The sequence below is a fragment of the Acinetobacter sp. BD54 genome (assembly GCF_044778325.1).
In the GTDB taxonomy this organism is placed as follows: Bacteria; Pseudomonadota; Gammaproteobacteria; order Pseudomonadales; family Moraxellaceae; genus Acinetobacter; species Acinetobacter baumannii.
On the sequence record NZ_JANJEP010000009.1, the window covers coordinates 131,729 to 146,820 of the forward strand.

Sequence of the window (15,092 nt, forward strand, 5' to 3'; positions counted from 1 at the left end):
TAAACTAAACATACAAAGCCTTGCGATTTTTCTATGTTTTTTCATTTCTTTTCAGCTAGAATCAGTTCAGCCTGCGTTTAATAGACACTTGTCGCTATGCAGTGGACAATATCAATTAAAGATAAATACACAAAGGGTCGCGTGTGAAGTATTGCCAGTTTTTCTCTGTTCTTGCCTTAAGTTTAAGTGCTGCCAGCTGTGCGGTTACTTCCGGTTTACAAACTTATGATATTCCGAATGAGGGAGTTTATAAAACGGACCTCGGAACTACGGTTAATGTAGTTAAAATTTCTCAAGAAACATTACCTGCAATTCAGCCTGCTCAAATTGACTATCAACGCGACTACGCATCATTATTTAAAAATCAACAAACTATTTATCGTTTAAGTTCAGGGGATGTTCTCTCTATTCAGCTATGGGCTTATCCGGAAATTACCCCTCCTGTAAACAATATTAGTAATGAACAATCTATTCAAGCGAATGGCTATCCAATCGATCAGAGTGGTTATATTCAGTTTCCATTAGTTGGCCGCTATAAAGCAGCCGGAAAAACACTTGCTCAAGTCAACCGAGAGTTACATAGTCAGCTGGCTCGCTTTCTAAAAAATCCCGATGTTGTTGTTCGCGTGCTTTCATATGAAGGACAGCGCTTCTCTGTTCAAGGTAGTGTTACTAAAGGTGGTCAATTTTATTTAAGCGACCAACCCGTGAGTATTTATACTGCCTTGGGTATGGCAGGTGGCGTAACTACAACAGGAGATAACACTTATATTCAACTGATTCGGAATGGCCGAACTTATAACCTAAATACGATTGATTTAGAAAAAGCTGGCTATTCACTGCACAAACTTTTGGTTCAGCCAAACGATACTATTTATGTCAGTACCCGTGAGAACCAAAAAATTTATGTGATGGGTGAATCGGGTAAAAATCAAGCGCTACCAATGCGCGATCAAGGCATGACATTGACTGATGCTCTAGGTGAAAGCTTGGGCATTAATCCAAATTCAGCCAGCGCTAGCCGCATATATGTAGTACGGACAAACCCAAATGACCGCACAACCGAAATTTATCATTTAAATTTAATGAGTATTGGAGATTTTGGATTAGCGAATCAATTTAGGTTACGTAGTAATGATATTGTTTATGTCGATGCGACTGGCTTAACACGCTGGCAACGTGTGGTTAATCAGATTATCCCGTTCTCAAATGCTTTATATAACATAGACCGTTTGGGACAATAATATTATGCAAATTAAAAATATTTTGGTGGTGTGTATTGGAAATATTTGCCGTAGCCCTATGGCAGAATATTTTTTAAAACAGCAATATCCTCAACTCAATATTGAATCTGCGGGTATTTCAGGATTGACTGGGCATCAAGCCGATGAAAAGGCCCAGCTCTGTATGCAGCGTTTAGGCATTGATATGCAGCCTCATATTGCAAGAAAGCTCAATGCCGAGCTCATCAAAAAAGCTGATCTTATTCTAGTGATGAGCAGTAACCAACAGAAACATATAGAACAATCTTGGCCCTTTGCAAAAGGAAAAACTTTCCGTTTAGGTCATTGGCAAAATAAAAATGTGCCCGATCCCTACCAGCATGAGCAAGCTGTATTTGATGAAACTTGCCAACTCATTCAGCAATGCGTGGCTGACTGGAAACCTTATATTTAATGTATAGATTTTTAAGCATATGAACCAACAGAATACTAATACCGAAGATACAATTGACTTAAAAGAATTGTTTTTTTCACTGATTGCTCAGTGGAAACTCATTGCTCTATGCGTTATTTTAAGCGTTGTATGTGCCCTACTCTATTTACGTGTAACGCCAAATACCTATTCGGTAGATGCGTTGGTTCAGGTTGAGGACAGTAAAGGGGCTTCTGCTGCACTTTTAGGTGATCTATCACAAATGATTGAGCAAAAATCACCAGCTCAGGCAGAAATAGAAATTTTAAAATCACGTCTGGTTTTAGGTTCTGTTATTAAAGATTTACATCTGAATATACAGGTCTCTAGCACTGAAAATACGCTTACCCATCGCTTATTGAGTGATACCGATTATAAAACTGAATACACTAAAAAATCGGTTTTATTTAAAGATGACTTAAAAAGTTTTGAAGTACGTGAATTTGAAGTTCCAGCTTACTATCTTGACAAAAATTTACTTCTTAATTTCGATAAACAGTCTTTACGTTTAACAGACCCAGATACTGAAGAAGTTATCTTAACTGTTCCACTAAACCAAGTTAACCATGTTGCAGGCCCTCATGGTTTATGGAAAGTCGCCATCTTTACAAAAGACCAATTTGATGCCACTTATAACATTACTAATTTATCTTTACCTGCTGCAGTAAATGTACTGAGTGCTAATTATTCAGTGGCTGAACGCGGTAAGCTTACAGGAGTTTTAGGTCTTAACTATCAAGGTCAAGACAAAGAGCATATTACCAAAGTTCTCAATGCTATTTTAGCGACTTATAGTGCGCAAAATATTGAACGCCGTTCGGCAGAATCTGCTCAAACCTTAAAATTTTTAGATGAACAACTACCTGACCTGAAAAAACAGCTAGATGATGCAGAGCGTCAATTTAATAAATTCCGTCAACAGTATAACACCGTTGATGTGACTAAAGAATCTGAGCTTTACTTAACCCAAAGTATTACTTTGGAAACTAAAAAAGCAGAGCTTGAACAAAAACAAGCTGAAATGGCAGCTAAATATACGGCTGAACATCCAGCAATGCGAGAAATTAATGGCCAGCTCGCTGCGATCAATAAGCAAATTGGTGAACTCAATAGTACTTTAAAACAATTACCCGATGTTCAGCGCCAGTATTTACAGCTTTATCGTGAAGTTGAAGTTAAAACACAGCTCTATACAGCTCTTTTAAATTCATACCAACAACTTCGTATTGCCAAAGCCGGTGAAATTGGTAATGTACGTATTGTCGACACTGCTGTTGAACCTGTTGAACCTATTAAGCCTAGAAAACTGTTAGTTCTTATTTTATCGATATTTGTGGGCGGCTTTATTGGAGCTCTACTAGCCCTATTACGTAATATGTTACGTACAGGTATTAAAGATTCTGGCCAAATTGAAAATGAATTGGATTTACCGGTTTATGCAACTGTCCCTCGTTCTCCAATTCAAGAAAGCCGCATCAAGATTTTAAAGAAGAAGAAGAGCATTCCTATTCTTGCGGTTAAAAATAGTGATGATATTGCGATTGAAAGCTTACGCAGTATCCGTACAGCTATTCACTTTGCATTAGCAAATGCAAAAAATAATATCATTATGATTGCAGGTCCCTCTCCTGAAGTAGGTAAATCGTTTATTTCGACCAACCTTGCAACTATTTTTGCTCAAAGTGACAAGCGTGTATTACTCATTGATGCAGACATGCGTCGTGGCTATATGCATAAATATTTTGATGTTGATGTGAAGCCTGGTCTATCAGAATTTCTAAGTGGACAAGCTGATTTACAAAAAGTCTTGCACAAAACTCAGGTAGCCAATCTTGATGTGATCACTCGTGGTAAGAGCCCAACAAATCCTTCAGAGATTTTAAGCTCAAACCAGTTTAAGGAATTACTTGAGCAGCTCCAAAGTCAATATGACCACATCATTATTGATACTCCACCAGTGCTTGCGGTAACCGATGGTATTATTATTTCGCAATATACTGGTGTGAACTTAATTGTTGCACGCTACGCCAAGTCACAAATGAAAGAGCTTGAACTAACTGTTAATCGTTTTGAACAAGCGGGTGTTAAAGTCAACGGCTTTATTCTCAATGATATTCAACGTGCTAGCGCTGGCTATGGTTATGGCTATAACTATGCTTATGCCTATAAGGCACAAAAAGAAGACTAATTAAAACTCTTCATAAAAACCGGATTAAATGATCCGGTTTTTTTATTTGCTTTTTAAGTTTTTCCACATTAAAACTAACTAAAATATATAAAAAACCACTCGTTTTTTTTGTTAAGCATTCTATGCTTAAGTCGAAGCATGCTAAGATCGAAGCAGCCTTTTAGACTCAAATGATTATTTTTGGAACCTTTTATGAGTAAAGCCTTACCCATTGCTGTCGCTGTAGTTTTAGGCGGTGCTGCACTTGTACCTGTATATTATGCAACTCAACATCCGACCACAGAAGTCGGACGTAAAGCAGACAAAAATGCTTCTCCAATTCAAAAAATCAGTTATGTTCTTGGGTATGAAGTTGCTCAACAAACTCCTCCTGAACTGGATACGAAAGCATTTGTTCAAGGGATCCATGATGCGCGCAATAAGCAGCCTAGTGCTTATACTCAAGAAGATTTAAAAGCTGCCGTTGCTGCTTATGAAAAAGAGTTACAACAAAAAATGCAGCATCAAGACAAACCTGAGCAAGCAGGTACGGCTGCTGACTCTGCAGATGCACAGTTCCTTGCAGAAAACAAAACGAAAGCTGGCGTAAAAACCACTGCATCAGGTTTGCAATATATCATTACTAAAGAAGGTACTGGTAAACAGCCAACTGCTCAGTCTATTGTTAAAGTACATTATGAAGGCCGCTTAATTAATGGACAGGTTTTCGATAGTTCTTATAAGCGTGGTCAACCAGTAGAATTCCCACTTAACCAGGTCATTCCGGGTTGGACTGAAGGTCTTCAACTCATGAAAGAAGGTGGAAAAGCGACTTTCTTCATACCATCAAATCTTGCATATGGCCCACAAGAGCTTCCTGGAATTCCAGCAAACAGTACACTGATTTTTGATGTAGAACTCATTTCAGTGAAATAATAACAATCCAGGAGAGTCGTTATACTCTCCTGTTTTTTTTGGAAAATGACATGAAAAAAATCAGTTTGGTTATTGCAGCGTCAACGATGAGTTTATCTGTTTTTGCTGCTGCACCGATAACAAATAAAAGCCCGGCAAAAGATCAATTTAGTTATAGTTATGGTTATTTAATGGGCCGTAATAATACTGATGCGTTAACAGATTTAAATCTTGATATTTTTTACCAAGGTTTACAAGAAGGTGCTCAAAATAAGACAGCACGCCTAACTGATGAAGAAATGGCGAAAGCAATTAATGATTATAAAAAAACATTAGAAGCTAAACAGCTAGTCGAATTTCAAAAACAAGGTCAACAAAACGCTCAGGCTGGTGCAGCTTTTCTGGCAGAAAATGCTAAAAAATCTGGTGTGATTACGACTAAATCAGGTCTGCAATATCAGGTATTAAAAGAAGGCACTGGTAAAACACCTAAAGCCACCTCTCGTGTAAAAGTAAACTATGAAGGACGTTTACTCGACGGAACTGTATTTGATAGCTCAATTGCACGTAATCACCCTGTTGATTTCCAGTTAAATCAAGTGATCGCCGGATGGACCGAAGGCTTACAAACTATGAAAGAAGGCGGTAAAACCCGTTTCTTCATTCCAGCAAAACTTGCTTATGGTGAAGTTGGTGCTGGGGATAGTATCGGTCCAAATAGTACTTTAATTTTTGATATTGAGTTGCTACAAGTTTTGCCAAAATAATTTTCGAAGATAAAAAAAGCGATCTAAATTGATCGCTTTTTATTTTAGTGTTTTAAATCTCTCGGTCTAAAGCCTGTCAGTAATAAGCCAATTAAGTAAGCGATCACACCTATAACGCATAAACCGACTACCTCTGCAACACGAATCCATTGAGAGAGTTCACCGTTATACCAATTTAACCCGAACCAAAGCGCTGCAATCATCGCGAGGTTAGCCAAACCATATTGAAGTGCCAGTTTTTTCCAATGTGCACCAAATCGGAAAATATTACGCTTATGTAGATAAAAATAGAGCAAACCTGCATTTACTAAAGCTGAACCAGAAGAGGCTAATGCAAGCGCCATATGCTCTGCATGCCAATTGATTAGTTTAAAAAATCCAATAAATACAACGTTTAGAATCGCATTAGCAGCAACCGACATTAAACCCACACGGACTGGTGTTTTTGTATCTTGCTGCGCATAGAAACCTGGTGCAAATACTTTAATTAACATAAAGGAAATTACGCCTGCACTCATACATTGCAATGCAAGTGCTGTCATTTGTGTATCGCGTAAATCAAACTCACCACGCTGGAACAATGCCTGAATAATCGGTGTTGAAAGCATAAATAAAGCAATACTTGCTGGCAAACCAACCAACACAATCACTTTTGCTGCCCAATCAATCATGCTACGAAACTTCGCCTGATCTTGCTCTGCATGACGTGCTGACAGTGAAGGCAAAATCACTGTACCAATCGCAACACCGATTAATCCTAAAGGTAGCTCAGTCATACGTTCGGCACTGTAGAGCCAAGACACTGAACCATCTTGCATGAAAGATGCCCAAATCGTATTTAGCAATAGGTTAATCTGAGTCACAGAGACACCAAATAATGCAGGAAGCATTAATTTTAAAATACGTTCTACACCTTCATGTTTAAAATCAACTTTCGGTGGGATCAGTAAGTTTTTACGCCATAACTCAGGAATTTGTATAGCTAACTGTAAAATACCAGCTGCAACAACTGACCAACCTAAAGCTTTGATTGGCTCAGCCATATACGGTGTAAGCCACCAAGCCCCTGCAATCATTGCTACGTTCAGTAAAACAGGCGAAAAAGCTGGCGAGGCAAACGAGCCATAACTGTTTAAGATGCTACTGGCAAAAGCCGTAAGCGACATAAACATTAAATAGGGAATGGTCAGACGGAACATACTGACCGCTAAATCAAACTTTTCAGGGTCATTATGGAAGCCCGGCGCATACATATAGATAATTGCTGGAGCTAAAACCATAGCCACAAAAGTCAGTAAAGTCATGACTGTCAGCAAACAGCCAAATACTCGACTAATCAGGATTTGAACTTCTGCATGCGCACGACCTGTTTTATATTCGGTCAATACCGGAATAAAAGCCTGTGAAAAAGCCCCTTCGGCAAACAACCGTCGAAAGAAGTTGGGAATACGAAAAGCCACAACGAAGGTATCGAAATCTTTACCCGCACCAAACACGTTGAGCAATACGACATCTCGTACTAAGCCCAATACCCGTGACAACATCGTCATCGCACTGACAATAAAAGTCGATCGCCATAATGCCATCGTACTCACCTACAGCTATATTCGAAAGTCGCTATTGTAATGAAACTAGAAAATCTTTTCGTTGTGAAATGATGAATGAACTCAAGTTTTTTTCTGTGCTAACAACTGCCTAAAGTGCTGCCATTTAAAATAAGGTCCCGGATCAGTTTTTCGGCCCGGTGCAATGTCTGAATGCCCTGCAATATGGTTTTTAATTTCAGGATAGGCCTGACGGATAGCAGTAACTACATCGGTTAGTACGCTGTACTGTACTTCTTCGAAAGGCAGGTCATCACTTCCTTCAAGCTCAATACCAATTGAATAATCATTACATTCAACTTTGGCTAAGTAGCTTGAACGCCCTGCATGCCATGCACGATCATTAAAGTTAACAAACTGTAGGACTTCACCTGTTCGTAAAATTAACAGGTGTGTAGAGACTTGCATACCTTCAATAGTCTGAAAATAGGGATGAACGGACCAATCTAATTTATTCTGGAAAAACTGTTCAATATAGCCTCCCCCAAACTGAGAAGGCGGCAAGCTAATATTATGAACCACAATCATTTGTATTTCGGTACTAGCGGGACGCTGGTTAAAATTTGGAGAAGGTACTTGTCTCGCCCCTTTTAATTGTCCATTTATAACTTCATACGGTGTGATTTGCTTCATTGAGATGCCAATAAATTGCTTGCAAATTGTTTTAGTTTAAAACAGTTAATTGCTTTTCAGAGTAGTCAGCATGATTGTTTATCGCGATTAATCTGATAAAACAGCTTATTTTTAAAGTCGACGGTGCTAATATATCGCAAGTTTTAGGGTCATCGACAAAATGGAAACCGTATGAGCATACCTCAGTCTTTGCTTGAACAGTCAATTCAAATCAATATTCAACAAGCATTACAAGAAGATATTGGGGACGGTGACATTACCGCCATGCTCACACCTGAAGATGAACAGGCTACTGCAACTATCATTAGCCGTGAAGATATGGTTTTAGCTGGACAGCCTTGGGTGAATGCGCTCATCTCAGCGTATGACAACACTGTACAGGTGACTTGGTTAAAACAAGAAGGTGACCGTGTTGCTGCAAATGAAGCCTTTTTAAAGCTTGCTGGTTCTGCACGTAGCTTACTGACTGTAGAGCGCCCTGCTTTAAACTTTATTCAAACATTATCAGCTGTGGCTACAAAAACTGCTGAATATGTTCAGCATCTTGAAGGTTTAAACACAAAACTTCTCGATACACGTAAAACTTTACCGGGCTTACGTATTGCACAAAAATACGCCGTAAACGTCGGCGGCGGACAAAATCACCGCCTCGGTTTATTTGATGCGTTCTTAATTAAAGAAAATCATATTATGGCAGCGGGCGGTATTGCCCAAGCGATTGCAAAAGCACATCAAATTGCGCCAGGTAAACCTGTTGAAGTCGAAGTTGAAACTTGGGATGAGCTAAACCAAGCGCTTGAAGCAGGTGCAGACATTGTCATGCTCGACAATTTTAGCCAACAACAAATGATTGATGCTGTAAAACACGTGGCGGGACGCTGTAAACTCGAAGCTTCGGGCAATATCACTATTGAAAACTTACGCGAAGTAGCGACTACTGGTGTCGACTATATTTCTATGGGCGTGTTGACTAAAGATGTCAAAGCCGTTGATTTATCAATGCGTTTTAATGCCTAAATAAAATCAGCATCATTATTGGTATTTTTTTGCGACTTGGTCATGTCTGCCGCTTGTGTTTTTTGCCATGCTGACTGAGTCGCTTGTGCCCCACTATCCCGTGGATCGGCAGCCATTAAAACAAAAGTAACTACTGCTAATAATACAATAAAACCTTGTAGCATAAGTTTTCCCCATCACTTTTAAAAAATTTAGGGTTTCAAGGTAAAAGATAAATATGACCAGGCTTAGGAGATTCTGTTACAAAAGGTAAGCCTTTATTTTTATTATTCATCTATACGATAAGTTATTACCTGTCTTCATTTATATTTCCCAACATTAGATTGTGCGAGATGACATCTACAACCTGAGCAAGACAAAGCGATTATAGCTTTGTCGAAGCGCAAGAATGTTATTAAGCCAACTGTTGTCTTTCGATACGTAATAAAGATTAATTAATCTTTATTACGTACTTTACTTTGGGCGAAACCAAAGTAACGAATTAGCTACTTCCACTGGATGAATAAACGATAAGACTCCGTCGTGCTAACTAATTTAAAATAATTATTAACTAAGACTTCAGCTTAATATTTATGTATTACAGCAACTTAAGACTCTAAATATCCCATATATGGATCAGAAATTGAATCTTCTTGAGTTTCTATACGTCCTGCAAAACGGCGACTAAACGTCGCATCGTCCGCTAATGTCACCGTAAAATCATACCAACCACCAAATTCAGACATATCCCAAACCAGTTCTTTTTCAGAACTATTGGTTTCTATCGCCCATGTCTTGTTTGGCAGATAAGCATTTGCCTTGACAGTGAGCTTGACTGTCTTATTACCATCATGACGCACTTTTAAATATAAATTCGCATCACATTCTTCCACACATACTCTAATTTCCGGTAAAGCTTGGGTCTGATTAGCTTGACTTAAATTACCTTTAAACGCACGGTGAAAACCATTTGGTCCAAGTACCCATAAATCATATTGCCCATTGATAGTATTCCACACGTCATCAAGCTGTTTACCCGCCTCAACCATATAACGGCGTGGAATTGCCATAAGATCTAAACGGTTATAGACATGGAAAACGGCTGCCTGTTTACCCGTATTGGAGAACATCAGCTTAACCGTTTTTTGAGTGGCATCGACTTTGGCACTAGTGTGCAAAATATAAGGTAAAGCACGCGAAGGTCGAATTCCTATTTCCTGCTGAGGAAATTGTTGCTGGCTCGGAACAGAAACTTGCGGCAATAGTTCTTGAGCGACACGAATCGCATCGGCTTCGGCTTTTGTTTTCTTCCCATCTAGTTCAGCAACAGGCAAAAGATTCGGTGTTTTAAAATTAAATGCCGTTGTTAAATCACCACATACAGCACGGCGGTATGGGCTAATGTTAGGTTCTTGCACACCAAAACGTTTTTCTAAGAATTGTAAAATAGAAGTATGATCAAAGACTTGAGAATTTACCCATCCTCCACGGCTCCACGGCGAAATCACATACATTGGAACGCGTACACCTGGGCCATACACCCGTCCGTCTGTTTCGGGTTGAGATTTTGAAGTCGCCACTGCTGGATGATTAAAGTATTCATAAGATACTTGTTGGTCCATTAAAGTGGTTTTTCCATATACAACACCGTTTATATCTTTAGAAGGTGCGCTTGGTGAAGGAACATGGTCAAAGAAACCGTCATTTTCATCGAAGTTCACCAATAAAACGGTTTGGCTCCACACTTGAGTGTTTTCAGTTAATGCATTTAATACTTCCTGAATATACCAAGCGCCTTGTACAGGACTAGATGGCCCTGGATGTTCACTGTAAGTTGCCGGAGCAACTAACCAACTCACTTGCGGTAATTTACCTTGCGCAATATCAGCTTTAAAAGCTCCTAGAAAACCACCGTCCGGCATGGTATTGGCAATACCTTTGTAAAGTGGTTGAGTCACATCAATCTTTTCATCATATGCTGGACACGTTAGTGTGTCGTTACTGACAGGTTGACCAGATTGCTCATTTGCACGGCGATATTGCTTGAAACCAGCTAAAGGGTTATCAGTAAAGTTATCCGGCATGTTTTGATAAACTTTCCATGTCACGCCAGCCTGCTGTAAACGCTCAGGATATGTCATCCATTCATAACCTTCTGTTGATGGACCAATTCCATCAAATTCGTTGACCACACTCGCAACACCTGCGCCTGTAGGTCCATTGGTTCCCGTCCAGATAAATTTACGGTTCGGGTTAGTTCCCGCGTGCATGGCACAGTGGTAGGCATCACAAATCGTAAAAGCATTCGCTAAGGCAAATTGATATTCAACTTCTTGTTTTTTGTAATAGCCCATCGACTGCGGTTGTTTATGCGCTACCCAATCACTCATACGCCCATTATCCCAAGCACCTTGACCATCTGACCATGAATGATTTGTACCAGTAACACGCTGAGCATTGCCTAAACGACTATCTAAGTGGTATGGCAATACTTTCTTTTTGTTGGCGTCATATTGTTCCCAAACCTTTCGGCCTTCTGTCATAGGAATGGTAAAACGGTCACCGAAACCACGTACACCTTTGAGTGTTCCAAAATAATTATCAAATGAACGGTTTTCCTGAGTCAAAATCACAATGTGTTTAACATCTTGAATAGTTCCACTTTCAACTTTGGCGTCAATTGCTAACGCTTTTTGAATACTCAGCGGGAAACTCGCCAGAGCAGCGGTCCCAAACATTGTTTTTGTAGAATTTAAAAGAAATTCGCGACGATTCATTAGTTTCTATCCTGAGTTCTTATTATGGTGCACAGTGCATTTTGCAATTACTGGTAGGCGGTGTTGTTGGCGATGAATTAACTGAGTCGTTATCATCGTTACAAGCACTGAGCATGAGTGCTAAAGATGTAATTAATAAAATTGAAAGTTTTCGCATTGGTTTTTTCCAAACGGTTTAAATGCGAACTACTAATAAAGCGAAAAGGTGACAGGCAAGTGATGTTTTTATGTCGATTTGATGAAGGCATAAAAAAACGCATCCGAAGATGCGTTTTTTAGAAAACTTAAACTTACCAGCCTAAAGCTTCTTGTTGCTTTTTAATGAGCTCGGCAATTCCTTTTTCGGCCATTTCTAACATGGCATTGCTTTGAGCACGGGTAAATGGTTTATCTTCAGCTGTACCTTGAATTTCAATAAACTCGCCTGCTTGTGTCATCACGACATTTAAGTCAGTTTGACAGTTCGAGTCTTCTTCATAACAAAGATCAAGTAATACTTCATCTTGATACATACCTACAGAAATTGCAGCAACTAAGCCTTTAAGTGGATCTTGCTTAATTTTTTTCTGTGCAAGTAGAACATTCATCGCATCAACCAATGCTACAGCAGCACCAGTGATTGAAGCAGTACGTGTACCGCCATCTGCCTGAATGACATCACAGTCGATCGTAATCGTGTTTTCACCAAGCTTTTTCAAATCAACCATCGCACGTAGGCTACGACCAATCAGGCGTTGGATTTCTTGAGTACGACCAGTTTGTTTACCACGAGCAGCTTCACGGTCACAACGTGAGTGTGTTGAGCGCGGTAACATGCCATATTCTGCTGTTACCCAGCCTTGACCTTGGCCTTTTAGAAAGCGTGGCACTGAGTTATCAATGCTTGCAGTACAAAGGACTTTGGTGTGACCAAATTCGACCAGCACAGAACCTTCAGCATAACGGGTGTAGTTTCGTGTAATTTTCACTTCACGTAATTGGTCTAATGCACGTTGGTCAATACGCATAATCCTTCCTAACTTCTCTTAAATACAAACTTGGGCATAGTATAGCAAAGGATTTTGACAGGTTGAGTTTATTCCCTACTTTCAAATGTAAGTCTGCAAGTTTCATAACTCAAAAATAAAAATAGCCCCTAAAAAGGAGCTATTTTGGATTAACTAAGATTACGCAAATTTAAATTTTGCTTTTAACTTTTCCAATGTCTGCATGACTTTTCCTGTGGTATGGTTTGGCAGTGAACATTTTGCTAAACGTACCCATACACTCCAGAACTGGCGCATAAAGTTCTCCTCGTTGTAGTTAATACCATATTCAGCGCAAAGTGCCTTAATTTTCGGTGCTACTTCTTTATAGCGGTTGGCAGGCATATCTGGGAATAAATGGTGTTCGATTTGATGGCTTAAATTACCACTCATAAAATGAAGCCATTCTGTACCACTAAAATTACTTGAACCACGAATCTGACGTAAATACCACTCTGCCTTAGTTTCAGTATCGGTATTATCCGGCTCAAACGTTTCTGCATCTTCAGTAAAGTGACCATTAAAAATCACAGCAGAAGACCACAAGTTACGAATAATATTAGCAACTACATTGCCTGCAAAAACCGGTAAAAACATAGGACCAGAGATCACAGGGAAAAACACATAATCTTTTAAAACTTGGCGCATTGCTTTTTTACGGACCTTAGCCGCATCTTTCCACACCTGTTTCCAGCTTTTGGTTTTATAAACTAATGCATCTTCAAGATGTAGATTTTGTACACCTACATACCATTCAAAGAAAAACATTAACTGTAGAGCCAAAGGAATATTAAATAGGTGACGAGGTTCCCACTTCTGTTGATCACTTACTCGCAAAATACCATATCCGACATCATGATCTTTACCGACAATATTGGTATAGGTGTGATGTACATAGTTGTGTGTTTCACGCCAGTCATCACCAGAGGCGATGGTATCCCAATCATAGGTATTACCATTCAGACTTGGTTCATTTAACCAGTCAAACTGACCGTGCATAACGTTATGACCAAGTTCCATGTTTTCTACAATTTTAGAAATACCCAGTAAACCTGTACCCAATAACCAGACAGGAGGAATCCAGCCACAAAACATCAACATGCCACGTGATGCGATTTCGGTATAGCGAACGAAGTTACGCACTTTGTAGATATATTTTGCATCTTGCTCACCAAGACTTTGCATAACATCTTGACGAATCTGTTCAACACGGCGGCCAAATTCTTCAATTTGCTCAGGGGTTAAATGAGCAGATTTAGAAGCCATAGAAACTTTTAATGCCATATTCATAGGGTTAATCCTCTGTAATTCTTTTTATAGATCAATTGTGACTGGGCTTAATGCCTGGCTCACGCATAGTTTAATTGGACGGTTCGGTTGGTCTTCAATTTCACCTGTTAACAGGTTTTGAGTAACTCCGCTCACTTTGGTACAACTGCATTTATTACAAACACCCATACGGCAGCCATGTTGCGGGCGTAGTCCCGCCTGCTCTGCACTGCTCAGTAAATTTGTTTCAGCTAAAAATTCGTGTTGAGCACGGCGGAAAATAACAGGCTGTGCTGCATGTGTACCAGTCACTTGAAGTGGTTGGAAATATTCTTGGTGAAGCTGAGACTGAGCACCTTTTTGCGCATAAATTTCATTCGTCTGCTGCATCATGCCGTGGTGTCCACATATATAGGTCGCAGTCTGCGCAAAATCTGGAACCAGCTTTTGTAGTAAGCTTTCCGTTAAATGTTGTTTTTGCTCGGTGGTATTAAAAAAATGATATTGAAGCTGTGGATGCTGTTCTGCCAAAGCTTTTAATTCGGCATGAAAAATTTCTGCACGATTAAAATAAATGACATGGATTTGTTCAAGCTGCTGTTTTAAAGCTTGCTGCAAGAGTGAATAAATTGCAGTAATACCACTTCCTGAGGCAATTAAAATTGCAGGCCGCTGACCTTGATGCAAAGTAAAATCACCTTGGGGCTGTGAAATCTCAACACACTCGCCTACATGTAATAGTTGAGCTGCACGAGACACTAAGCCTTGTACTTTAATACCTAAAGCGATTTCACCTTGAGTGGTTACTTCAATAATCGAATAGCTACGTTGTTGGTAAACGCCATCGATAAGCAACGTCAGTAGAATGCTTTGTCCCGCTCGAACTTGATCGAAATTAAAATTACGATTTGGTTTAAGCTTGATCAGTACCATATCGGTATGAAGCGGCTGAACAGCGGTAACTTCTGCAAGTACCCTTTTCCAAGCCCAAGTCGCGTTAATTTTCTGCAAAACAAAATCAACGAAATCTTCTCGTACCCAATGTGGTTGATAGTTAAGTGTTGCGTTCATACGTTCCTCTTTTGTTTCTGGCTATTTATTTGAGTGAACACATGTTCGTATAGTGAACATATGTACACTATATTTATAAGTGTTCACTCAGTCAACACTTGTTCACTATTTTTTTTATGAAAGTTTGCTCTTTTTTGTTAGACTTTGGCTCACGGTTTAAATAGGTTTTTTTA

The 15,092-nt window shown here is 39.4% G+C and carries 14 protein-coding genes; 7 read left to right on the plus strand and 7 right to left on the minus strand.

The features are described 5' to 3' along the window. Positions 1-143: 143 nt before the first annotated feature. The 5 genes from NQ782_RS15065 to NQ782_RS15085 all read left to right on the plus strand — a co-directional run bounded on the left by NQ782_RS15065 (position 144) and on the right by NQ782_RS15085 (position 5,544). Positions 144-1,244, plus strand: coding sequence for a polysaccharide biosynthesis/export family protein (locus NQ782_RS15065; RefSeq protein ID WP_057093658.1), 1,101 nt, complete (start codon positions 144-146; stop codon positions 1,242-1,244). Positions 1,245-1,248: 4 nt separating this feature from the next. Further along, positions 1,249-1,677, plus strand: a complete 429-nt coding sequence (locus NQ782_RS15070) for a low molecular weight protein-tyrosine-phosphatase (RefSeq protein ID WP_057093655.1) — start codon at positions 1,249-1,251, stop codon at positions 1,675-1,677. Between the two features lie 19 nt (positions 1,678-1,696). Next, positions 1,697-3,883 (plus strand): polysaccharide biosynthesis tyrosine autokinase, encoded by a 2,187-nt coding sequence (locus NQ782_RS15075; protein WP_057093654.1) that lies wholly within the window; start codon positions 1,697-1,699, stop codon positions 3,881-3,883. Between the two features lie 192 nt (positions 3,884-4,075). Then, positions 4,076-4,798, plus strand: a complete 723-nt coding sequence (locus NQ782_RS15080) for an FKBP-type peptidyl-prolyl cis-trans isomerase (RefSeq protein WP_000030395.1) — start codon at positions 4,076-4,078, stop codon at positions 4,796-4,798. Between the two features lie 50 nt (positions 4,799-4,848). Then, positions 4,849-5,544, plus strand: coding sequence for an FKBP-type peptidyl-prolyl cis-trans isomerase (locus tag NQ782_RS15085; RefSeq protein WP_000724220.1), 696 nt, complete (start codon positions 4,849-4,851; stop codon positions 5,542-5,544). Positions 5,545-5,588: 44 nt separating this feature from the next. Here NQ782_RS15085 and murJ read toward each other — a convergent pair whose 3' ends face one another. Both murJ and ampD read right to left on the minus strand, forming a co-directional pair. Continuing rightward, positions 5,589-7,139 (minus strand): murein biosynthesis integral membrane protein MurJ, encoded by a 1,551-nt coding sequence (murJ, locus tag NQ782_RS15090; RefSeq protein WP_014465999.1) that lies wholly within the window; start codon positions 7,137-7,139, stop codon positions 5,589-5,591. A gap of 72 nt (positions 7,140-7,211) precedes the next feature. Beyond that, the gene (gene ampD / locus NQ782_RS15095) at positions 7,212-7,781 is read right to left on the minus strand and encodes a 1,6-anhydro-N-acetylmuramyl-L-alanine amidase AmpD (RefSeq protein WP_057093652.1); all 570 of its coding nucleotides are present in this window, start codon (positions 7,779-7,781) and stop codon (positions 7,212-7,214) included. Between the two features lie 171 nt (positions 7,782-7,952). Here ampD and nadC point away from each other — a divergent pair, with 171 nt between their 5' ends. Continuing rightward, a complete protein-coding gene (gene nadC / locus NQ782_RS15100) occupies positions 7,953-8,798 on the plus strand; it encodes a carboxylating nicotinate-nucleotide diphosphorylase (RefSeq protein WP_000026922.1) in 846 nt (281 codons plus the stop codon). On the opposite strand, the gene NQ782_RS15105 is transcribed toward nadC, so the two are convergent. After that, complete coding sequence (locus NQ782_RS15105) at positions 8,795-8,962, minus strand: hypothetical protein (protein ID WP_000938939.1); 168 nt, start codon at positions 8,960-8,962, stop codon at positions 8,795-8,797. The two genes, nadC and NQ782_RS15105, sit on opposite strands and share 4 nt — an antisense overlap. 423 nt (positions 8,963-9,385) lie before the next feature. Continuing rightward, positions 9,386-11,554, minus strand: coding sequence for a phosphocholine-specific phospholipase C (locus NQ782_RS15110; protein ID WP_057093650.1), 2,169 nt, complete (start codon positions 11,552-11,554; stop codon positions 9,386-9,388). Between the two features lie 41 nt (positions 11,555-11,595). Here NQ782_RS15110 and NQ782_RS15115 point away from each other — a divergent pair, with 41 nt between their 5' ends. Next, a complete protein-coding gene (locus tag NQ782_RS15115) occupies positions 11,596-11,733 on the plus strand; it encodes a hypothetical protein (protein ID WP_086231006.1) in 138 nt (45 codons plus the stop codon). Between the two features lie 111 nt (positions 11,734-11,844). Here NQ782_RS15115 and rph read toward each other — a convergent pair whose 3' ends face one another. From rph to NQ782_RS15130, 3 genes are all read right to left on the minus strand, one after another. Next, positions 11,845-12,561 (minus strand): ribonuclease PH, encoded by a 717-nt coding sequence (gene rph, locus NQ782_RS15120; RefSeq protein ID WP_001217232.1) that lies wholly within the window; start codon positions 12,559-12,561, stop codon positions 11,845-11,847. A gap of 159 nt (positions 12,562-12,720) precedes the next feature. After that, the gene (locus NQ782_RS15125) at positions 12,721-13,863 is read right to left on the minus strand and encodes an acyl-CoA desaturase (protein WP_086231015.1); all 1,143 of its coding nucleotides are present in this window, start codon (positions 13,861-13,863) and stop codon (positions 12,721-12,723) included. A gap of 30 nt (positions 13,864-13,893) precedes the next feature. Then, positions 13,894-14,919, minus strand: coding sequence for a ferredoxin reductase (locus tag NQ782_RS15130; protein WP_057093646.1), 1,026 nt, complete (start codon positions 14,917-14,919; stop codon positions 13,894-13,896). Between the last annotated feature and the right edge of the window lie 173 nt (positions 14,920-15,092).